The 21,575-nt window shown below is 72.2% G+C and carries 17 protein-coding genes; 9 read left to right on the forward strand and 8 right to left on the reverse strand.

Annotated elements, in window-relative coordinates; translation table 11 throughout:
* Window positions 1-203 precede the first annotated feature (203 nt).
* Genes htpX through AC07BF_RS06220 form a run of 3 tightly spaced genes read left to right on the forward strand, consistent with a single transcriptional unit; the run spans window position 204 to window position 2,603 of the window.
* On the forward strand, window positions 204-1,124 hold the full coding sequence (htpX, locus tag AC07BF_RS06210; protein WP_363588254.1) for a zinc metalloprotease HtpX: 921 nt from the start codon (window positions 204-206) through the stop codon (window positions 1,122-1,124).
* Window positions 1,125-1,166: 42 nt separating this feature from the next.
* Window positions 1,167-1,751: a PspA-associated protein PspAB gene (gene pspAB / locus AC07BF_RS06215; protein WP_363588256.1), complete on the forward strand. Its 585-nt coding sequence runs from the start codon at window positions 1,167-1,169 to the stop codon at window positions 1,749-1,751.
* A gap of 24 nt (window positions 1,752-1,775) precedes the next feature.
* The gene (locus AC07BF_RS06220; RefSeq protein ID WP_363629209.1) at window positions 1,776-2,603 is read left to right on the forward strand and encodes a DUF3097 domain-containing protein; all 828 of its coding nucleotides are present in this window, start codon (window positions 1,776-1,778) and stop codon (window positions 2,601-2,603) included.
* A gap of 6 nt (window positions 2,604-2,609) precedes the next feature.
* On the opposite strand, the gene AC07BF_RS06225 is transcribed toward AC07BF_RS06220, so the two are convergent.
* From AC07BF_RS06225 to AC07BF_RS06235, 3 genes are read right to left on the reverse strand one after another with little or no spacing between them, the layout of a single operon-like run.
* On the reverse strand, window positions 2,610-3,167 hold the full coding sequence (locus tag AC07BF_RS06225; RefSeq protein WP_363588260.1) for a Uma2 family endonuclease: 558 nt from the start codon (window positions 3,165-3,167) through the stop codon (window positions 2,610-2,612).
* 41 nt (window positions 3,168-3,208) lie between these two features.
* Complete coding sequence (hemW, locus tag AC07BF_RS06230) at window positions 3,209-4,438, reverse strand: radical SAM family heme chaperone HemW (protein ID WP_363588262.1); 1,230 nt, start codon at window positions 4,436-4,438, stop codon at window positions 3,209-3,211.
* Window positions 4,439-4,496: 58 nt separating this feature from the next.
* Complete coding sequence (locus tag AC07BF_RS06235; RefSeq protein WP_400805382.1) at window positions 4,497-6,461, reverse strand: AMP-dependent synthetase/ligase; 1,965 nt, start codon at window positions 6,459-6,461, stop codon at window positions 4,497-4,499.
* A gap of 358 nt (window positions 6,462-6,819) precedes the next feature.
* On the opposite strand from AC07BF_RS06235, the gene AC07BF_RS06240 reads away from it, so the two are divergent.
* Entirely contained in the window at window positions 6,820-8,553 is a 1,734-nt protein-coding gene (locus AC07BF_RS06240) for an ABC transporter ATP-binding protein (protein WP_363588266.1), read from the forward strand.
* A 194-nt stretch (window positions 8,554-8,747) separates the two neighbouring features.
* Window positions 8,748-10,646: an ABC transporter ATP-binding protein gene (locus AC07BF_RS06245; RefSeq protein WP_363588280.1), complete on the forward strand. Its 1,899-nt coding sequence runs from the start codon at window positions 8,748-8,750 to the stop codon at window positions 10,644-10,646.
* Window positions 10,647-10,808: 162 nt separating this feature from the next.
* Here AC07BF_RS06245 and lepA read toward each other — a convergent pair whose 3' ends face one another.
* Complete coding sequence (gene lepA / locus AC07BF_RS06250) at window positions 10,809-12,677, reverse strand: translation elongation factor 4 (protein WP_478333032.1); 1,869 nt, start codon at window positions 12,675-12,677, stop codon at window positions 10,809-10,811.
* A 188-nt stretch (window positions 12,678-12,865) separates the two neighbouring features.
* Between lepA and AC07BF_RS06255 the strand changes: the two genes are divergently transcribed.
* Window positions 12,866-13,171 (forward strand): antibiotic biosynthesis monooxygenase family protein, encoded by a 306-nt coding sequence (locus tag AC07BF_RS06255; RefSeq protein ID WP_363588270.1) that lies wholly within the window; start codon window positions 12,866-12,868, stop codon window positions 13,169-13,171.
* A gap of 175 nt (window positions 13,172-13,346) precedes the next feature.
* Entirely contained in the window at window positions 13,347-13,616 is a 270-nt protein-coding gene (gene rpsT, locus AC07BF_RS06260) for a 30S ribosomal protein S20 (protein ID WP_270147017.1), read from the forward strand.
* Window positions 13,617-14,013: 397 nt separating this feature from the next.
* Here rpsT and holA read toward each other — a convergent pair whose 3' ends face one another.
* Window positions 14,014-15,012: a DNA polymerase III subunit delta gene (gene holA / locus AC07BF_RS06265; protein WP_363588272.1), complete on the reverse strand. Its 999-nt coding sequence runs from the start codon at window positions 15,010-15,012 to the stop codon at window positions 14,014-14,016.
* Between the two features lie 158 nt (window positions 15,013-15,170).
* Between holA and AC07BF_RS06270 the strand changes: the two genes are divergently transcribed.
* Both AC07BF_RS06270 and AC07BF_RS06275 read left to right on the forward strand, forming a co-directional pair.
* Window positions 15,171-15,464, forward strand: a complete 294-nt coding sequence (locus AC07BF_RS06270; protein WP_363588274.1) for a hypothetical protein — start codon at window positions 15,171-15,173, stop codon at window positions 15,462-15,464.
* Window positions 15,465-15,769: 305 nt separating this feature from the next.
* Entirely contained in the window at window positions 15,770-16,507 is a 738-nt protein-coding gene (locus tag AC07BF_RS06275; RefSeq protein ID WP_363588276.1) for a chitinase, read from the forward strand.
* 201 nt (window positions 16,508-16,708) lie between these two features.
* Here AC07BF_RS06275 and AC07BF_RS06280 read toward each other — a convergent pair whose 3' ends face one another.
* The 3 genes from AC07BF_RS06280 to AC07BF_RS06290 all read right to left on the reverse strand — a co-directional run bounded on the left by AC07BF_RS06280 (window position 16,709) and on the right by AC07BF_RS06290 (window position 21,476).
* On the reverse strand, window positions 16,709-19,333 hold the full coding sequence (locus AC07BF_RS06280; protein ID WP_363586401.1) for a ComEC/Rec2 family competence protein: 2,625 nt from the start codon (window positions 19,331-19,333) through the stop codon (window positions 16,709-16,711).
* A gap of 113 nt (window positions 19,334-19,446) precedes the next feature.
* Window positions 19,447-20,478: a ComEA family DNA-binding protein gene (locus AC07BF_RS06285; protein ID WP_478333033.1), complete on the reverse strand. Its 1,032-nt coding sequence runs from the start codon at window positions 20,476-20,478 to the stop codon at window positions 19,447-19,449.
* 152 nt (window positions 20,479-20,630) lie between these two features.
* On the reverse strand, window positions 20,631-21,476 hold the full coding sequence (locus AC07BF_RS06290; protein ID WP_363586403.1) for a DegV family protein: 846 nt from the start codon (window positions 21,474-21,476) through the stop codon (window positions 20,631-20,633).
* Between the last annotated feature and the right edge of the window lie 99 nt (window positions 21,477-21,575).

Genomic DNA, 21,575 nt, shown 5'->3' on the forward strand with positions numbered 1-21,575 from the left:
CCGGGAGGATCCCGGCTCCGGCACCCGCTTTGGCACTCTGAACCTGCGAGTGCCAAAACCGTACCTGCCAGTGTAAGGCCCGGGCCCAACGGCAGGAACGGCCCGGCCGGAGTGATCCTGCCCGCAGTTCCCGGCGCGGGGGTGGTGCCGCGGGGCCGTCCGGGTGGCAGCATCGAAGACGACGGCGAATGGAGGAGCAAGCAATGTCGAGCTCGGGCCAGCACACCCGTTTCGCGCCCGACCGCGGTCTGACCGGCCGCATGGTCGTGACGATGTTCGTGATCGGGCTGCTGTACGTCGGTTTCACCGGTCTGCTGATCGTGCTGCTGCGCGGCGCCTGGCCACTGATCGTCCTGATCTCCGGCGGGCTGTTCGTGGCCCAGTTCTGGTTCAGCGACAAGATCACCGAACGGGCGATGGGCGCCCACCAGGTGACCCCTGAGCAGTACCCGCAACTGCACGGCACCATCGACCGGCTCTGCGCGCTGGCCGACATGCCCAAACCCCGGGTGGCGGTCGCCGACAACGACATGCCGAACGCCTTCGCCACCGGCCGCAACCCGCAGAACGCCGTGGTGTGCGTCACCACCGGCCTGCTGCGCCGGCTGGAGCCCGAGGAACTGGAGGGCGTCCTCGCCCACGAGCTGTCCCACGTCGCCCACCGGGACGTCGCGGTGATGACCATCGCCGGCTTCCTCGGCGTCCTCGCCGGGGCCATGACCCGGATCGCCATGTACGGCGGGTTCATGGGCGGCAACCGCAACAACAACGACCAGAACGCGGCCATCGTCGCCCTGATCATCCCGCTGGTGTCGATGGTCGTCTACGCCATCAGCTTCCTGCTCACCCGGCTCCTGTCCCGCTACCGGGAACTCGCCGCCGACCGCGCCGCCGCCCAGCTCACCGGCCGGCCCAGCGCCCTCGCCTCCGCGCTCACCAAGGTCACCGGCCAGATCGCCGCCATCCCCAGCAAGGACCTGCGCCAGGCGCAGCCCTACAACGCCTTCTACTTCGCCCCCGCGCTGAGCGCCCGGGAGACCGCCTCGCAGCTGTTCTCCACCCACCCGACGCTGGAGAAGCGCCTGGAGCAGCTGGCGAAGATCTCCGAGCAGCTCGGCCGCTGAGGCCCTGCCGCCCTCCCGACTCCCTCCTCCGAAAGGACCGCCGTGGGAATCCTGGACACCCTGTTCGGGCGCACCAAGCCCGTCAAGCCCGACCTCGACCAGCTGTTCGGCGTCCCGTCCGCCGCCCTCACCCTGGAGGCCGGGGCCGGGTTCACCCCCACCGGGCTCGGTTCGGTCTGCTTCGCCGCCGTCGAGGGCGCGGCCTTCGGCCAGGTCGAACAGCAGGTGCGGGCGCTGCTCGACGCCGACACCGAGCGCGGCGGCGTCCCGGTGGAGGCCTCCAAGGACGGCTACGGCTACTCCTGGCTGCTCGCCCGGCACACCCCCGAGGAACTGCCGGACCTGGTCAACGACCTGCACGCGGTCAACAGCGAGCTGGAGGCGAACGGCTTCGGACCGCAGCTGCTCTGCTCGCTGGTCGGCTTCCGCAACCCGGACGGGCAGTCGCTGGCCCTGGTCTACCTCTACAAGCGCGGCACCTTCTACCCCTTCGCCCCGATGCCCGGCGGCGGGGAGCGGCGCAACAGCCCGCTGGAGCTCCAGGTCAACGCGATGCTCGGGAACGACCTGCGGCTGGAGAAGGACCTCAGCCGCTGGTTCCCGGTCTGGGGCGCGCCGGGCCTCTGACGGTCCGTCCGTATAGTCGCTTTCATGCGCAGCCGCCAGTACGGACCCGACCTGACCCCGCCGTGGAAGAAGCAGCAACCCGCCCCGGAGGTGACCGCCGAACGGGACCTGGTGGTGGAGGAGGCCGCCACCGGCTTCTGCGGCGCGGTGGTGCGCTGCGAGAAGACCGCCGAGGGCTTCACCGTCACCCTGGAGGACCGCTTCGGCAAGCTCCGGGTGTTCCCGCTGGTGCCGCGCGGCTTCCTGCTGGAGGGCCGGACGGTCACCCTGGTGCGCCCGGCCGGCCCCGCCCCCTCCCGTACGCCGGGCCGCACCGCCTCCGGCTCGGTCGCCGTCCCCGGCGCCCGGGCCCGGGTCGCCCGCGAGTCGCGGATCTACGTCGAGGGCCGGCACGACGCCGAACTGGTCGAGCGGGTCTGGGGCGACGACCTGCGGATCGAGGGCGTGGTCGTCGAGTACCTGGAGGGCGTGGACGACCTGCCCGCGATCGTCGCCGACTTCGCCCCCGGCCCGGGCCGGCGCCTCGGCGTCCTGGTCGACCACCTGCTCCCCGGCACCAAGGAGCAGCGCATCGCCGCCCAGGTCACCGGCGACGCCGTCCTGGTCGTCGGCCACCCCTACATCGACATCTGGCAGGCCGTGAAGCCCGCCTCCGTCGGCATCGCCGGCTGGCCCGCCGTCCCGCGCGGCGAGGAGTGGAAGGAGGGCGTCTGCCGCCGCCTCGGCTGGCCGGTGAACACCCCCGCCGCCTGGAAGCGGATCCTCTCCACGGTGGACAGCTACAAGGACCTGGAGCCGGAACTGCTGGGCAAGGTCGAGGAGTTGATCGACTTCGTGACGGTTCCGGAGTGAGGCCGATCAGACGTACTGCTGAAAGTCCGTGGTGTCCAGATCGATCTCAAGCAGGCTGACGGGGACGGGCTCGCCGAACTTGCTGGTCCGCTCGGACATGTACCTCGGGAGGCCGGACCCGGGATCCCTACCCAACTCGGTCAGCAGCACGCAGACCCCCTTGATCGGGTCCACGATCAGGTACGCGGGGACGGAGCCCTCGGCGTAGAGCTCCCGCTTGGTCCGGTAATCACGATCGACACTGGTCTTCGACACCACCTCGACCACCAGGGTGACGGCGGGCGACGGCAGCAGTCGTCCGTGCTCCTGGACCGCCCCGCGTTCGAAGACGACCAGGTCGGGCTGGGGTTCGCTCGCCTGGCCGGGGATCCCCAGGTCCTGGGTCGTGAGTGGACGCCACCGACCGTACGGAAGCTGGTGCTGAATCGCCAGGACGATGAGATTGTGGACCATGTCAGGCCCCGCCATCATCACGATTTCCCCCCTGATGAGTTCGGCCTTGATGCCCTCCGGCACCTCCAGGTTCTCGAAGATCCCGGTCATCCGATCATCGATGGCGGTCATCGCACGCTCCCTCCGACGGCTGACACCCACGTTAACGAATGTCAGTCCACCAGGTCACGTACGACCGCGTCGGCGAGCAGCCGGCCCTGGAGGGTGAGGACGGCGCGGCCCTGGGCGTACGGCTCGGCGGCGAGGAGGCCGTCGGCGAGGTGGCGGGCGGCGGCGTGGCGGCCGGTGTCGGTGAGGAGGGTGAGCGGGATGCCCTCGGCGAGGCGCAGTTCCAGCAGGATGCGCTCGACCCGGCGGTCCTCCTCGGCGAGCACCTCGCGGCCCAGGGCCGGGGTGCGGCCCTCGGCGAGGGCCTGGGCGTAGGCGGCGGGGTGCTTGGCGTTCCACCAGCGGACGCCGCCGACGTGGCTGTGCGCGCCCGGGCCTGCGCCCCACCAGTCGGCGCCGGTCCAGTACAGCTCGTTGTGGCGGCAGCGGCCCTCCGGGGTGGTGGCCCAGTTGGAGACCTCGTACCAGGTGTAGCCGGCGGCGCTGAGGGCCTGTTCGGCGATGAGGTAGCGGTCGGCGTGCACGTCGTCGTCGATCATCGGCAGTTCGCCGCGCTTGACCCGGGCGGCGAGCTTGGTGCCGTCCTCGACGATCAGGGAGTACGCCGAGACGTGGTCGGGCCCGGCGCCGATGGCGGCGTCCAGGGAGGCGCGCCAGTCGTCGTCGGACTCGCCGGGGGTGCCGTAGATGAGGTCCAGGTTGACGTGGTCGAAGCCGGCGGCGCGGGCCTCGGCGACGCAGGCCTCGGGGCGGCCCGGGGTGTGGTGGCGGTCGAGCAGCTTCAGGACGTGCGGGCGGGCGCTCTGCATGCCGAAGGAGACCCGGTTGTAGCCGCCCTCGCGCAGTTCGGCCAGGTAGGCCGGGTCGACGGACTCCGGGTTGGCCTCGGTGGTGACCTCGGCGCCCTCGGCGAGCCCGAACTCCTCGCGCAGCGCGGCGAGCATCTTCACCAGGTCGCGAGCGGGCAGCAGGGTGGGGGTGCCGCCGCCGAGGAAGACGGTCTGGACCGGCAGGTCGACCTGGCCGAGGACCTGGCGGGCCAGCCGGATCTCGGCGACCACGTTGTCCGCGTAGGTCTCCTGGGAGGCGACGGCCCCGGAGGAGCGCAGCTCGGTGGCGGTGTAGGTGTTGAAGTCGCAGTAGCCGCAGCGGCTGGCGCAGTAGGGCACGTGCAGGTAGAAGCCGAACGGCCGCTGCCCGAGACCGGTGCGGGCGGATGCGGGCAGGGAACCGTCGGACGGCACCGGTTCACCGTCGGGGAGTGCGGAGGGCATGACCCCATTGTCCCGTACGGCTCACCCGAACCGGTGAGCCGTACGGGGTCGGGGCCGATCAGGCCTCGTTGGCGCCCGCGTACATCGCGGTGACGGCGTCCGCGTAGGTCCGCTCGACCACCGGGCGCTTGATCTTCAGGCTCGGGGTGAGCTCGCCGTGCTCGATGTCGAGGTCGCGTGGCAGCAGGTGGAACTTCTTGATCGTCTGCCAGCGCTGGAGGTCGGCGTTGAGCCGCTTGACGAAGCCCTCGATCAGCTGGTGCACCTGCGGGTCGGCGACCACCTCGGCGTAGGACTTGTCCTTCAGCCCGTGCGCGGCGGCCCACGGCATGATGACCGCCTCGTCCAGGCCGATCAGCGCGGTGCAGAAGTTGCGGCCGTTGCCGATCACGAGGATGTTGCTGACGAACGGGCAGACCGCCTTGAACCTGCCCTCGACCTCGCTGGGCGCGACGTACTTGCCGCCGGAGGTCTTGAACAGGTCCTTCTTGCGGTCGGTGATCCGCAGGAAGCCGTCGGGGCCGAGCTCGCCGATGTCCTCGGTGTGGAACCAGCCGTCGGCCTCCAGCACCTCGGCGGTCTTCTCGGGCAGGTCGTGGTAGCCGCGCATGACGCCGGGGCCGCGCAGCAGGATCTCGCCGTCCTCGGCGATCCGGACCTCGGTGCCGGGCAGCGGGCGGCCCACGGTGCCGATCCGGACGTCCTCCTCACGGTTGACGCAGGAGCCGGCACTGGTCTCGCTGAGGCCGTAGCCCTCCAGGATCGGCACGCCGGCGCCGAGGAAGAAGTAGCCGATCTCGGGCGCGAGCGCGGCGCTGCCGGAGACGGCGCCGCGCAGCCGGCCGCCGAAGGCCGCGCGGATCTTGGCGTAGACCAGCTTGTCGGCCAGGCCGTGCTGGAGCCTGAGGCCCAGCGGGGCGGTGCCGGCGCCGGTGGCGATCCGGCTCTCCTGGACGGCGCGGGCGTGCTCGCGGGCGACCTTGGCGGCCCACCGGAAGATCTTGTACTTGGCGCCGCCCTCGGCCCGGGCCCGGCCGGCGATGCCGTTGTAGACCTTCTCGAAGATGCGCGGCGCCGAGGCCATCACGGTCGGCCGGATGACCGGCAGGTTGTGGATGATCCGGTCGACCCGGCCGTCCACGGCCATCACGTGGCCGGTGGCGATCTGGCCGGAGATCAGCGTCTTGCCGAACACGTGCGACAGCGGCAGCCACATGAACTGGACGTCGTCGGAGCGCAGCAGTCCGCTGGCCTCCTGGGCCCGGGCCTCGTACGCCCAGCAGTCGTGCACCAGGCGCACGCCCTTGGGGCGGCCGGTGGTGCCGGAGGTGTAGATGAGGGTGGCCAGCTGTTCCTTGTCGAGCGCGGCGACGGCCTTCTCGACCGCGTCCGGGTGCTGCTCCAGGTACTCGGCGCCGCGCTGCTCCAGCTCGGCGAGGGTGAGCACCGTGAGGGCGTTCAGGCCGTCGGCCCCGGGGGTACTGGCCTGTGGGGCGTCGGTCTCGGGGGCGTCGGCCTCGGGGGCGTCGAAGAGGATGACGGTCCGCAGCTCGGGCAGCTGTCCGAGCTGGCCGACGGCCTTGGCGAGTTGGGCGGAGTTCTCCGCGAACAGCGCCCTGGAACCGGAGTTGGAGAGGATGAACGCGGTCTCATCGGCGTTGGTACTGGGATAGACGGTCGTCGTGGCGGCACCCGCGCACATGTTCCCGAGGTCGGCGATGATCCATTCGAGCCGGGTGGAGGAGGCGAGGGCCACCCGGTCCTCCGGCTGGATGCCGAGCGCCATCAGGCCGGCGGCCACCGCCTTGACCCGGGCCGCGGTCTGCGCCCAGGTGAGCGAGCGCCACTGCTCGGCGCCGGGGGCGCTGTCCGCGGCGTGCTCGTCGACCGGGGCCGGGTAGCGGTAGGCCTCGGCGTTCGGGGTGGCGGCGACCCGCTCCAGGAAGAGGTGGGCGACGGAGGCGGGACGCCCGGCGACCAAGTCGGCACTGCCGGAGTCGATCAGGGACTGCGCGGAACTCAACGAGGACCTCCGGGGGCGGGTGGCCGTCTGAGGGATGGTCTCGGCGCCCGTGGGGGGCGGCCGCCGGGCCCCCGGTCAACCCGGGCGATACCGGCGAGTAACAAGGGGGCAATCAGCAGCCTAGGGGGAAACCGGTCATTCCGTAAGAGGGCGGGGCCCGGCCGGCACACCGCCGCGCCGCCGGTGCCCGACGACGACTCCGCCCGCGCCCCGGTGAACCCGTGCAATCGGGCCCGCCGTACGGTTCGGCAAAGGACTGGGCAAACCTGCGATCCACAACTCGTGAATCGCCTGTACGAGTCCACCAAAGAACGAGAATCGGGATGCGAATCCACCCGTCGACGACAAGAGTGTGCCAGTGCTGATCAGACTTCTCAGGGCGTACCTGCGCCCGTACTCCCGACCGATCGCGCTGCTCGTGGGGCTCCAACTGGTGTCCACCCTGGCGGCGCTCTACCTGCCGACGCTCAACGCCGACATCATCGACGACGGCGTGGTCAAGGGCGACACCGGCTACATCCTGCAGGTGGGCGGGGTGATGATCGGCATCACCCTGGTCCAGGCGCTCTGCTCGATCGGCGCCGTCTACTACGGCTCCAAGACCGCCATGGCCTTCGGCCGGGACGTCCGCGCCGCCGTCTTCGACCAGGTGCAGAGCTTCTCCGCCCGCGAGGTCGGCCAGTTCGGCGCCCCCTCGCTGATCACCCGCACCACCAACGACGTCCAACAGGTCCAGATGCTGGCCCTGATGAGCTTCACGCTCATGGTGGCCGCCCCCATCATGTGCGTCGGCGGCATCATCATGGCCCTCAACCAGGACGTGCCGCTGTCCGGCCTGCTGCTCGCGGTCATCCCGCTGCTCGGCGCCGTCGTCGTCCTCCTCGTCCGCTCGCTGCGCCCCAAGTTCCGCAGCATGCAGACCCGGATCGACACGGTGAACCGGGTCCTGCGCGAGCAGATCACCGGCATCCGGGTCATCCGCGCCTTCGTCAAGGACGACCACGAGCAGGCCCGCTTCGCCAAGGCCAACGGGGACCTCACCGACACCGCCCTCCAGGTCGGCCGGCTGATGTCGTTCATGTTCCCGGCCGTGATGCTGGTCGTGAACGTCTCCAGCGTCGCCGTGCTCTGGTTCGGCGCCCACCGGATCGACAACGGCGGCATGCAGATCGGCGCGCTCACCGCCTTCCTCTCCTACCTGATGCAGATCCTCATGAGCGTCATGATGGCCACCTTCATGTTCATGATGGTGCCGCGCGCCGAGGTCTGCGCCGAGCGCATCGAGGAGGTCCTCGGCACCTCCTCCAGCGTCGTCCCGCCCGCCGCGCCGATCACCGAGGTGCTGCGCCGCGGCAACCTGGAACTGCGCGACGTCGACTTCCGCTACCCCGGCGCCGAGGCCTCGGTGCTGCGCGGCATCGCCATCACCGCCCGCCCCGGCGAGACCACCGCCGTCATCGGCTCCACCGGCAGCGGCAAGTCCACCCTGCTCGGGCTCGTGCCCCGGCTGTTCGACGCCACCTCCGGCCAGGTCCTGCTCGACGGCGTCGACGTGCGCGAACTCGCCCCCGAGGCGATCGCCGAGAGCGTCGGCCTCGTCCCGCAGAAGCCCTACCTGTTCTCCGGCACCGTCGCCAGCAACCTCCGCTACGGCCGGCCCGACGCCACCGACGAGGAACTCTGGCACGCCCTGGAGATCGCCCAGGCCAAGGACTTCGTCGCGGAACTGGCCGAAGGCCTGGACGCCCCGATCGCCCAGGGCGGCGGCAACGTCTCCGGCGGCCAGCGCCAGCGCCTGGCCATCGCCCGGGCCCTGGTCCGCCAGCCCGACGTCTACCTGTTCGACGACTCCTTCTCGGCGCTCGACTACGCCACCGACGCCAGGCTGCGCAAGGCCCTCGCCCGCGAGACCTCCGACGCCACCGTGCTGATCGTCGCCCAGCGCGTCTCCACCATCCGCGACGCCGACCGGATCATCGTCCTCGACGAAGGCGCGGTCGTCGGCACCGGCACCCACCACGAACTGATGGCCGACAACCCGACATACCGGGAGATCGTGCTCTCCCAGCTCACCGAGCAGGAGGCGGCGTGACCACCCCCGGCAAGCCCGACGCGGACACCAGGACCGCGGACACCGAGACCACGGACACCAGAACCGTGGACCCCGAGGCCGCTGACCCCGCAAAGCCCGACCCGGACACCAAGGCCGCGGACCCCGCCGACGAACTGCCCAGCGACTCGCAGGCCGCCGCCGCCCGCCGCGGCCCCGCCGGACCGGGCCGCTTCATGGGCGGCCAGGGCACCGAGAAGTCCATGGACTTCAAGGGCTCCGGCAAGCGACTGCTCGCCCTGCTGCGCCCCGAACGCAACCTGATCTCCGGCGTGCTGGCCCTCGGCGTGCTCAGCATCGGCTGCGCCGTCACCGGCCCCAAGGTCCTCGGCAACGCCACCGACCTGATCTTCGCCGGCGTCGTCGGCGCCCGCTTCGAACCCGGCACCTCCAAGGCGCAGATCGTCGAGGGGCTGCGCGCCCACGGCGAGGGCGGCGTCGCCGGCCTGCTCTCCTCGGTGGACTTCACCCCCGGCCAGGGCATGGACTTCGGCGCCATCGGCACCGTGCTGCTCTGGGTGCTGGTCATCTACCTCGCCTCCGCCCTGTTCGGCATCGTCCAGGGCCGGCTGGCCACCGCGGCGATCCAGCGGGCCGGCTACCGGCTGCGCCAGGACGTCGAGGCCAAACTCGCCCGGCTGCCGCTCAGTTACTTCGACAAGCAGCCGCGCGGCGAGGTGCTCAGCCGGGTCACCAACGACATCGACAACATCAGCCAGTCCATGCAGCAGACCATGGGACAGGTCGTCAACTCGCTGCTCACCGTGATCGGCGTGCTGGCGATGATGTTCTGGATCTCCCCGCTGCTGGCGACGATCGCCCTGATCTCGGTGCCGCTGTCGGTGGCCGTCGCCGCCAAGGTCGGCAAGCGGGCGCAGCCCCAGTTCGTCCAGCAGTGGAAGTCCACCGGCCAACTCAACGCGCACATCGAGGAGATGTACACCGGCCACACCCTGGTCAAGGTGTTCGGCCGCCAGCGCGAGTCCGCCGAGACCTTCCGCGAGCACAACGAGGCGCTGTACACCTCCAGCTTCCGGGCGCAGTTCATCTCCGGGATCATCCAGCCCGCGATGATGCTGATCGGCAACCTGCAGTACGTGCTGGTCGCGGTCGTCGGCGGCCTGCGGGTGGCCAGCGGCGCGCTGTCCATCGGCGACGTGCAGGCGTTCATCCAGTACTCGCGGCAGTTCAGCCAGCCGCTCACCCAGGTCGCCAGCATGGCCAACCTGGTGCAGTCCGGGGTCGCCTCCGCCGAGCGCGTCTTCGAGCTGCTGGACGCCCCCGAGCAGACCCCCGAACCGGCCGTGTCCGAGCGGCCCGACACCATCCACGGCCGGGTCGCTTTCCAGGACGTGTCCTTCCGCTACGACCCCGAGAAGCCGCTCATCGAGGACCTCTCGCTCAAGGTCGAACCCGGCCAGACCGTCGCCATCGTCGGCCCCACCGGCGCCGGCAAGACCACCCTGGTCAACCTCCTGATGCGGTTCTACGAGGTCAGCTCCGGGCGGATCACCCTCGACGGGGTCGACGTCTCCGCGATGTCCCGCGAGGAACTGCGCTCCGGCATCGGCATGGTGCTCCAGGACACCTGGCTGTTCGGCGGCACCATCGCCGACAACATCGCCTACGGCGCCCAGGGAGCCACCCGCGAGCAGGTCGTCGAGGCCGCCAAGGCCGCCCACGTCGACCGCTTCGTGCGCACCTTGCCGGACGGCTACGACACCGTCATCGACGACGACGGCGCCGGGGTCAGCGCGGGCGAGAAGCAGCTGATCACCATCGCCCGGGCGTTCCTCGCCCAGCCGTCGATCCTCGTCCTGGACGAGGCGACCAGCTCCGTCGACACCCGCACCGAGGTGCTGATCCAGCGGGCCATGGCCCGGCTGCGCACCGGCCGCACCAGCTTCGTGATCGCGCACCGGCTCTCCACCATCCGGGACGCCGACGTGATCCTGGTGATGGAGAACGGCTCGATCGTCGAACAGGGCTCGCACGACGAGCTGATCGCCGCGCACGGCGCCTACGCGCGGCTGTACCAGGCGCAGTTCGCGGAGGCCGTGGCCGAGGTGGACTGACCGTCGCACACCGCCGGTGCCGAGCCGGGGCGGGCCCGAACCGCCCCGGCTCCTCGTCCGTGGTGCGCTGCGGTGGCCCGCTCCGGCGGAGAGAACGAGGGTGGGGAGAACGAGGAGGGGCCCGGGCGGTTGTCCGCCCGGGCCCCTCTCACGCGCCTGTGGTTACTTCTTTTCCTTCGGCGCCTCGGCGTCGGTGGACAGCGCGGCGATGAAGGCCTCCTGCGGGACCTCCACGCGGCCGACCATCTTCATCCGCTTCTTGCCCTCCTTCTGCTTCTCCAGCAGCTTGCGCTTGCGCGAGATGTCACCGCCGTAGCACTTGGCGAGGACGTCCTTGCGGATCGCGCGGACCGTCTCACGGGCGATCACCCGGGAGCCGATGGCCGCCTGGATCGGCACCTCGAACTGCTGGCGCGGGATCAGCTTCTGCAGCTTGCCCGCCATCATCACGCCGTAGCCGTAGGCCTTGTCCTTGTGCACGATCGCGGAGAAGGCGTCCACCGCGTCGCCGTGCAGCAGGATGTCGACCTTCACCAGCTGGGCGGACTGCTCGCCGACGGGCTCGTAGTCGAGCGAGGCGTAGCCGCGGGTCTTGGACTTCAGCTGGTCGAAGAAGTCGAAGACGATCTCGGCGAGCGGCAGGGTGTAGCGCAGCTCGACCCGGTCCTCGGACAGGTAGTCCATGCCCTGGAGGTTGCCGCGGCGGGACTGGCAGAGCTCCATGATCGCGCCGACGAACTCGTTGGGCGCCAGGATGGTGCCGCGCACGACCGGCTCGTACACCTCGGCGATCTTGCCGGTCGGGAACTCGCTCGGGTTGGTGACGATGTGCTCGGTACCGTCCTCCATGATCACCCGGTAGACCACGTTCGGGGCGGTGGAGATCAGGTCGAGGTTGAACTCGCGCTCCAGGCGCTCCCGGATGATCTCCAGGTGCAGCAGGCCGAGGAAGCCGCAGCGGTAGCCGAAGCCGAGCGCGACCGAGGTCTCCGGCTCGTACACCAGCGCGGCGTCGTTCAGCCGCAGCTTGTCCAGGGCGTCGCGCAGCAGCGGGTAGTCCGAGCCGTCCAGCGGGTACAGGCCGGAGAACACCATCGGGCGCGGGTCCTTGTAGCCGCCCAGCGCCTCGGTCGCACCCTTGTGCATCGAGGTGATGGTGTCACCGACCTTGGACTGCCGGACGTCCTTCACGCCGGTGATGATGTAACCCACCTCGCCGACGCCCAGGCCGTCGGAGACCTTCGGCTCGGGCGAGATGACGCCGATCTCCAGCAGCTCGTGGGTGGCGCCGGTGGACATCATCGCGATCCGCTCGCGCTTGGTGAGCTGTCCGTCCACGACACGCACGTAGGTGACCACGCCGCGGTAGGAGTCGTACACCGAGTCGAAGATCATCGCGCGGGCCGGGGCGTCCTTGACGCCGACCGGGGCCGGGACGGTGTTGACGATGTGGTCCAGCAGGTCCTCGACGCCGAGGCCGGTCTTGGCGCTGACCTGCAGCACGTCCGAGGGGTCGCAGCCGATGATGTGCGCGATCTCCGCCGCGTACTTCTCCGGCTGGGCGGCCGGCAGGTCGATCTTGTTCAGCACCGGGACGATCGTGAGGTCGTTCTCCAGCGCCAGGTACAGGTTGGCGAGGGTCTGCGCCTCGATGCCCTGGGCCGCGTCGACCACCAGGATGGTGCCCTCGCAGGCCGCGAGGGAGCGGGACACCTCGTACGTGAAGTCCACGTGGCCGGGGGTGTCGATCATGTTGAGGATGTGCGTCGTCCCGGCATTCGGACCGGTCCTCGGCGCCCACGGGAGGCGGACCGCCTGCGACTTGATGGTGATGCCGCGCTCGCGCTCGATGTCCATGCGGTCGAGGTACTGGGCGCGCATCTGCCGCGGGTCGACGACGCCCGTGATCTGCAGCATCCGGTCTGCGAGCGTCGACTTGCCGTGGTCGATGTGGGCGATGATGCAGAAGTTGCGGATCAGCGCCGGGTCGGTACGGCTGGGCTCTGGCACATTGCTGGGGGTCGCGGGCACCTTGGTCCGATTCTCCGTTGGTCCGGGGCCGGGGGTGTCCTGGTCATCGCTGACCGGTTTTCCCGGGGACCGGACAGTCTCGTCCGATCGAAATAGTTCCTCCCATCCTCCCACGACCACGGCGCGGGCCGCCGTTCGGTCCGCCCGGACCTTCTCCGGGCCCGCGCCAGACGGCAGGATGGCACCCCGTGATCCTCGAAAGCGCCCTGCTCGACGTCCTGCCCGGCCAGGAGGACGAGTTCCTCGCCGCCTTCGCCGAGGCCCGGCCCCTGATCGCCGTCCAGCAGGGCTTCCGCTCCCTGCAACTGCGCCGCTGCCTCGACGAAGGACGCGGCTCGCGATTCCTCCTCCAGGTGGAATGGGAGACGCTCGCGGACCACACCGAGGGCTTCCGCGGCTCAGCCGAGTACCGGCGGTGGCGGGAGCTGCTGCACCGCTTCTACCGGCCGTTCCCGGAGGTCGAGCACTACGGGGAGCCGGTGCTCAGTGCGTAGACGGCCCACTACCGCGCAGGCGACCCGGCCACGGGGCCGGGCGCCCGGTTTGGGGCGGGTGGCGGGCCCCTGGTAGCGTGGGCTGCTGCACCTGGCCCCGGCATGCCCTCTCAGCTGCCCGGCGGCCGCGCGGTGCAGCCCGTTCAATCCTTTTAGACAAGACTGAGGCTCCTTCGTGGCGAACATCAAGTCCCAGATCAAGCGCAACAAGACCAACGAGAAGGCGCGCCTGCGCAACAAGGCCGTCAAGTCCTCGCTGAAGACCGCCCTGCGCAAGGCCCGCGAGGCCGCTGCCGCCGGCGAGACCGAGAAGGCCACCGTGCTGGCCCGCGCCGCCTCCAAGGCGCTGGACAAGGCCGTGAGCAAGGGCGTCATCCACGCCAACCAGGCCGCCAACAAGAAGTCGGCCATCACCAAGCGCGTCAACGCGGCCGCCCAGGCCTGACGCCCCGGGGGCCTCGGCCCCCACCGCCTCGGGACGGACCCGGCCCTCTACCCGGACCCCTGAGGCGCGAGAGACTCGCACCGCACGCGGCCTGCGTTCGCCACGCGGGTGCGGTGTACGAAGCAGTACGACAGGCGCCGTAGTCGGCCTCTCCCCAGAGGCCCGCTACGGCGCCTGTCGCGTTCCGCGGCCCGGTCGCTGTCGTCTGGCCGGTCACGCGCGTCCGGGGCTCCGGACGGCGCTGCGGGCCGATGCCTGGGAAGCCGTCCGCTCGATGGGCGCGTAGGCGGGTCGGCGGGTGAGCAGGTGGTGGCAGGCGGGTCGGCGGGTGGCCGGGCAGGCGCGGGCCGGGTCCGGCCCCGGTCCGGTGGACGGGTCCGGTCCGGTGGCCGCGCCGTCAGTACGCCGGGCGGGACCCGGCCCGGGCCGCCCGGGCGACGGCCACCACCGCGCGCTCCAGCGCGAAGGCCGGATCGTCCGAGCCGCCCTTGACGGCGGCGTCGGCCTGGGCGATCGCGGTCAGCGCGGTGGCCACCCCGTCGCCGGTCCAGCCGCGCATCTGCTGGCGCACCCGATCGACCTTCCACGGCGGCATGCCCAACTCGCGGGCCAGGTCCGCCGGACGCATGTTCCGCCCGGTGGTCGCCAGCCGCCCGATGCTGCGCACGCCGGAGGCCAGCGCGTAGGTGATACCGGTCGGCGGCTGGCCCACCGCCAGGGCCCAGCGCAGCCGCTCCAACGCCTCCGCGGCCCGGCCGGTGACCGCCAGATCGGCCACCTCGAAACCCGTCGCCTCGGCCCGGCCGCTGTAGTAGCGGGCCACCACCGTCTCGTCGATCGCGCCCTCGACGTCCGAGGTCAACTGGCTGCACGCGGCCGCCAGCTCGCGCAGGTCGCTACCGAGCGAGTCCAGCAGGGCCTGGCAGGCCTCCGGCGTCGCCGAGCGGCCCAGCGTACGGAACTCACCCCGGACGAAGGCCAGCCGCTCGCTCGCCTTGGTCAGCTTCGCGCACGCCACCTCGCGACCGCCCGCCTTGCGCCCGGCGTCCAGCAGGCCCTTGCCCTTGGCCCCGCCCGCGTGCGCCAACACCATGATCACTTCTTCGGCCGGCGCCTCGATGTACGCCTTGACCTCCTTCACCGAGTCGGCGGAGAGGTCCTGCGCGGCCCGCACCACGATCACCTTGCGCTCGGCGAACAGCGACGGCGTGGTCAGCTCGGCCAGGCTGCCCGGCTGCAGGCCGCCGGGCGGCAGATCCCGCACGTCGGTGTCCGGGTCCGCCGCCTTCGCCGCCGCCACCACCTGGGCGACCGCGCGGTCCAGCAGCAGCTCCTCCTGGCCGACCGCGAGGGTCAGCGGGGCGAGCAGGTCGTCGGGTGCACTCTTCCTGGCCATCGCCTACCAGCATCCCACGGGGCGCGGACACTCCCGCCCGGGGCGACCCCGGCCCCTGGCCCCGCCCGGTCCCGCCTCTCCGGCCCGACCTACCCGACCCGACCCGCCTGACCCGACCTGCCCGACCGTGCCGATCACCCGACCTGGAGAATGGTCCGGTGACCGAGAACCACACCACCGACCTGCCGGACGTCAACGACCCGCACGCCCGGCAACTGCTCGTCCTGCCCGACCGCGACGCCGCCGAGGACGCCGCCGAGGAGCTCAGCGCCGCCCACCCCGACCTCGGCGAGCTCGACCTCGTCCGGGACGCCCTGGCCGGCGAGGACGACGCCGAGGACGCCCAGTGGCTGGTCGTCGTCGAGCCCCCGGAGGACGGCTGGACCCCGGCCCTGCTGCACGCCCTGGACGCCATCGCCGTCGAGCACGAGGGCTGGCGCGAGGAAGGCTGACACCGACGGCCGGACCCCGGCCCGGCCCGGAACCTTCGAGGGGAACGGACCCGGACGCGGCGCTGCGCCCGTTCCGGGCCGAGGAGCACGAGGCCACCTCCACCCCGCGCCGCCGGGTCCGACCACCTCGGCGTCAACCCTCGACGAGCCACACCCCCGTCGAGTGATTCACCGTCAATTCCGTGCCTCCTCACACCAAGTGCGTGTCATTCTGCGCACGTTGCTTCGGCCACGAATCCTTGAGCGTCCGAGCCGGCTGCCCGCAGGGGCTCAGCGGCTCGGTCCACGCCACCGAAGGAGTGCAGATGTCCGTATCCCGCGCCCTGTCCCGGACCCGGTCCCGCGTTCTGGCCGTGCTGAGCGCCGCCGCAGTCGCGAGCGGGCTGGCGGTCGCCGTTCCGGCGACGCCCGCCTCCGCCGACGGGTTCGTGGTCAGCGAGGCCCAGTTCAACCAGATGTTCCCGAACCGGAACTCCTTCTACACGTACGACGGCCTGGTCAATGCGCTGAGCGCCTACCCCGGGTTCGCCACCACCGGGGACGACGCGACGCGCAGGCGGGAGGCGGCCGCCTTCCTCGCCAACGTCAGCCACGAGACCGGCGGCCTGCGGTACGTCGTCGAGCAGAACACCGCCAACTACAGCCACTACTGCGACGCCTCGCAGCCCTACGGCTGTCCGGCCGGCCAGAGCGCCTACTACGGGCGCGGCCCGCTCCAGATCAGCTGGAACTTCAACTACAAGGCGGCGGGCGACGCCCTGAACATCGACCTGCTGGACAACCCCTACCAGGTGGAGCAGGACCCCGCCGTCTCCTGGAAGACCGGCCTCTGGTTCTGGGACACCCAGAACGGCGCCGGGACGATGACCCCGCACGACGCCATCGTCAACGGCAGGGGCTTCGGCGAGACCATCCGCAGCATCAACGGCGCCCTGGAATGCAACGGCCAGAACCCGGACGAGCGCAACGACCGCATCAACCTCTTCCAGAACTTCGTCGGCATCCTCGGCACCGACGTCGGCGGCGGCAACATCTCCTGCTGACCCGGCTGGCCCTGCCAACAGCTCACGCTCGACGGTCGAGCGCGACGCACCACCGTAGGTGCCCGTACTTCGGCGCGCTCCGGGCAGGGCCCGGAGCGCGCCGCGATCGTTCTCCGGGCCCCGCCCCGCCCCCCTCCCTCCTCCCCACCCCCACCCCTTTCCCTTCCCCCACCTGATGGCTGGGAGGAGAGGAGGGCGGGGTCAGCCGGGCGGGGCTCGCGGGGTGTGCGAGCCCTGCCCGGTACGGGAGTCGGGCGCTCCGTCCGCAGCGCGCGAGCGGGGCTTGCGCGCCTCGTGCGCCGTCTGCGGGTGCACGGACACCCCGAGGACGGCCGGCGAGCCGCCCGTCACCGCGATGTCGCCCACCCGATCGGTGCGCAGCACGCTCGCGCCCAGCGCGCGCAGCCGGTCCACCGTCCGCACGGACGGATGCCCGTACGCGTTTCCCTCGCCGCACGAGATCAATGCCAGCCGGGGACGCAACGCACCGGTCAAGGCCCAGTCCTGATGCGCGGATCCGTGGTGCGCCACCTTCAGGACGTCCACCCGCCCCAACCGGCCCAGCAGCGCCGACTGGGCGGGCGGTTCGAGGTCCCCGAGCAACGCCATCCGCAGTCCGCCCGCCACCGACACCACCAGCGCGACGCTCGCATTGTTCGCCCCCGGTGCCTCGGCAGCCGCCCCGGCGTCGGGCCAGACCACCTCCCAGGACAGCCCCGGCCCCACCGAACGCCGTTCACCGCGCCCCGCGCGCAGCAGCGGGACTCCGGCACCAGCCGCCCAGCCCGCCACCCGGGCCGCCTCACCCGGTGGATCGTCCAGGGTCGTGCCCTCGATCGCTCCGACCCGGCGGCCCCGGAACACCCCCGGCACACCCTCGACGTGATCGGCGTGGAAGTGCGTCACCACCAACAACGGCACTTCCGTGACACCCAGATCCCGCAGGCACCTGTCGGCGGCGTTCGGATCCGGCCCCGCATCGACCACCACCGCACTGTCCTGTGCACCGGCCGCGAGCACCAGCATGTCCCCTTGGCCCACGTCGCACATCACCATCCGCCACCCCGGCGGCGGCCAGCCGGTCGCGATCCGGGTGAGCTGCGGTGGCCGCAGCAGCACGGCCAGCAGGACCACGAGCAGGACCCCCGCCACCAGCGCCCGCACCCACCGCCGCCGGGCGCGGACGGGCTTGCCGGACGGCGCCCGCCGTGGCAGCAGGAGCGGCATCACCCAGCAGACCGCCAGGGTGGCCAGCGCGACCGTCGCCGTCCCGAACCACCCGCCCGGCCAGGAAAGTTGGCTGCCCGGAAGTTCGGCACCGCGCCGCGCCACCAGGGCGAGCCAGCCGACCGGCACGCCGGCCGGCCCCGCGAGCAGCCGGGCCAGGTCCGGGAGGAGCGGCTGCAGCACGAGCACCCCGAAGCCGAGCAAGGTCGCCGGGGCCACCGCCAGTTCGGCCAGCAGGTTGCACGGGATCGCGACCAGGCTGACGTGCCCGGACAGCACCACCGTCACCGGCGCGCACAGGGCCTGGGCGGCGGCCGTCGCCGCCAGGGCACCCGCCAGGTGGTGCGGCCAGCGCCGGGACCGCAGCGCCTCGGCCCAGTGCGGCCCGAGGACGAGCAGCCCGGCCGTGGCGAGCACCGAGAGCAGGAATCCGAAGGAACGCGCCAGGAACGGGTCGAGCAGGACGAGCACCAGGACCGCCCCGGCGAGCGCGGGCACCGCCTGCCGGGGCCGGCCGGTGGCCAGCGCGAGCATGCCGATCAGCCCCGTCCCGGCCGCGCGCAGCACGCTGGGCTCCGGCCGGCAGACGGCGACGAAGGCCAGCGTCAGCGCCGTCCCGAGCAGCGCGCTGGTGCGCAGCGAGAGCCCCAGCAACGCGGCCAGCCCGCGCCGTTCCGGGGTGCCGGCCTGCCCCGGGGCGCCCAGCAGCGCGCCGAGGACGATCGCCAGGTTGGCCCCGCTCACCGCCACCAGGTGCACCAGGTCGGTGGCCCGGAAGGCGTCCTCAAGGTCATCGGGCAGTCGCGAGGTGTCGCCCACGACCAGGCCCGGGAGCAGTCCGCGCGCGTCCGGCGGGAGCCCGTCGCTGGCCGTGCGCAGACCGGCACGCAGCCGCCCGGCGATCCGCTGCGGCAGGCTCGGCGGCGCGAGGTGCCGGGGAGGGCCGTGGACGACCAGCAGCGCCGCGCACGAGGTGTCGTAGCCGTCTCCCGCGGGCCGCACCTCGGCCTCCACCGCCAGCCGCTCCGACGGGAGCAGCCCCTGCCAGGGCCCGGATTCCGCGCCCCGGACCATGACGGTCACCGGGGTCCGCGTCCGGGTGCTCCGCCCGTCCGGCAGGAGCGTGACCCGGTCGGCCACCGCGTCGACGGTGAGGAGGGTCTGCCCGCCGGTGGTCCCGCCCCGGGCCGCGTGGGCCTTCGGGTCCCCGGCGACGGTCAGCTCCACCTCCACCATCCGAACGGGCTCGCCCTGGGACCGCGGCGGGGCGTGCTCGGCCGCTCGGACGAGCTCCGGCAGCGGCCCCCGGTGCAGATCGGCGGTGTGCAGAGGGGTGGCCACCGCCGCGGCGGCTCCGGTGAGCAGGACGGCGGCCAAGGTCACCGCCGCTGCGCGTCGGCGCAGGAGCGCGGGCCTGACGAGCAGCAGGACGGCCGCCGGCGCGGCGGCACCCGCCAGGCCGAAGGCGAGGACGTCGTACCCCGGCTCCAGGCCGAGGAGCGCGGCCGTCACCACCCAGGCCGAGACGGCGGGAAGCAGCAGCCGGAAGTCGGCACCGGTGGAGCGGTTCGGCAGGTTCGGTTCGGTGGTGGCAGGCACGGCGGTACCTCCCTTCGGCGGGTGGCGGCGACGGACGAAGGACGACGGACGACGACGGACGGACGACGACAGACGGACGGGAGAACAGGCGGGCAAGGGGACGGACGGGGAGGTCAGAGGGTCAGCAGCGGACGGAGTTCCGCGAACGTGCGCGCCCCGATGCCGCTGACCTGCCGGAGCTGGTCGAGCGTGCGGAACGAGCCGTGCGATGTGCGGTAGGCGAGGATGCGCTGGGCGAGGGTCGGGCCGACGCCGGGGAGGGCGTCGAGCTGTTCGAGGCCTGCGCGGTTGAGGCTGACGGGCGGTCTGGACGTGCCGGCCGCCGGCGGTCCGTTGCCGGCTCCGGCGCCCGGGGCGGAGGCCTGAGCCGGCTCGCCGACCAGGATCTGTTCACCATCCGTCAGTACCCGGGCCAGGTTGAGGCTCCGGGTGTCCGTCTCCGGCAGCGGACCGCCCGCCGCCCGCAGGGCGTCGGCCACCCGCGAGCCGCCGGGCAGGGTGTGCAGGCCTGCGAGGTGCACCCGCCCGCCGATGTCGACCACGACGACCGCCCCGCCCCCGGCGCCGACGGGATCGGCCGCCGAGACCGAGTCCGGGCCCGGGCCCGAGGCCGGAGCCGGCACGGACGCGGATGTCGCCCCCGGTGAATCCGGTGAATCCGGTGAGACCGGGGCGGAGGCCAACGCCGGCACGGCCACCGCCTGCGGTCTGGCCAGCCAGAAGTGCTGCACGGCGTAGCCGACCGCGAACAGCAGCAGGACGGCCAACCCGGCCACCGCCCGCCGGTCGAGTGCCATCGCCGAGCCGAATCGAAGACCCGACCCGGCCTCCGGCTCCGGCGGATCCACGTCACCGCCCGCCCTGACCGAATCCAACGGCACAGGTGGCACAGGCGGCGCAGGCCCCGCCGGCGGAGGCCGTTCCCCCGCCCCGGACGGAACCGCGCCCGAAGGCTGCCCGGTCGACGCGAGCGCGCCCACCGCGGCACCGAAGCCCACCGGCCCGCCAGCCCCGACCCCGACCCCGACCCCTGCCCCACCGCCCACGGCGCTGCTGCCGCCGGTCGGCAGCAGCGCCGCCATCCGCAGCCGGACGGTCTCGTTGATCTCGTGGCGCTTCGCCGCGCCCAGGCCCATGGTCGTCATGCCGAGGACGGTAGGAGTCCTCGGCAGAGTGCGCAGAAATTACCGAACCCCTGTGGATAACTCGGGGGTTGTGGACAAAACAGATCACTCACACGAGTGATCGGTGCCGCGAAAAGTTGACCAGAGCCCGCGACGCGGCGCGACCGGCCCGCTCAGCGCGGCGCGACGACCACCGCGAGCAGCCCCGGCCCGACGTGCGCGCCGATCACCGCCCCCACCTCGCCCACGTACAGCTCCCGCAGCCCCGGCACCCGGGCCCGCAGCCGCTCCGCGAGCGGCTCCGCCCGTTCCTCCGCCGCCAGGTGGTGCACGGTGATGTCGACCTCCCCGCCCCCCGACCGCTCGACCGCGATCTCCTCCAAGCGCGCGATCGCCCGCGACGCGGTGCGCACCTTCTCCAGCGGTTCGATCCGCCCCCCGTCCAGGTGCAGCAGCGGCTTGACCGCCAGCGCCGACCCGAGCAGCGCCCGCGCCGCCCCGATCCGGCCGCCCCTGCGCAGGTGCTCCAGGGTGTCGACGTAGAAGAACCCGCTGGTCACGGCCGCCCGCCGGGTGGCGGCCTCGGCCGCCTCCGCCAGGTCCCGCCCGTCCGCGATCGCCTCGGCCGCCGCCAGCACCGCGTATCCGAGGGCCATGCCGACCAGCCGGCTGTCCACCACCCGCACGGGTACCGGCGCCTCGGCGGCCGCCAGCCGGGCGGCCTCCACCGTGCCGGACAGCTCGCCGGAGATGTGCACCGAGACGATGCCCTTCGCCCCGGCCTCGGCGGCGGCCCGATAGGCGGCGGCGAAGGCCTCGGGGTTCGGTCGGGAGGTCGTCACCCGCTGCTTGTCGCGCAGCGCCTCGGCGACGTCCTTGGGGGAGATCTCAACGCCTTCGCACAGGACCGCGTCACCGACCGCGACGCTCAGCGGGACCACCGTGATCCCGTACCGGTCGAGGGTCTCCTGCGGCAGGTAGGCCGTGGAGTCGGTGACAAGTGCGAGGTCAGAGGGCATGAGGCGGAGATTACTCCCCGTTCGTCCGGGAGGACAGCGCCCGGGTGCGAACCCCGAAGGGCCCCGAGGGCGCCGCCGGGACAAGCACGCGGCACCCGC

Source organism: Kitasatospora sp. NPDC043950, assembly GCF_056435345.1.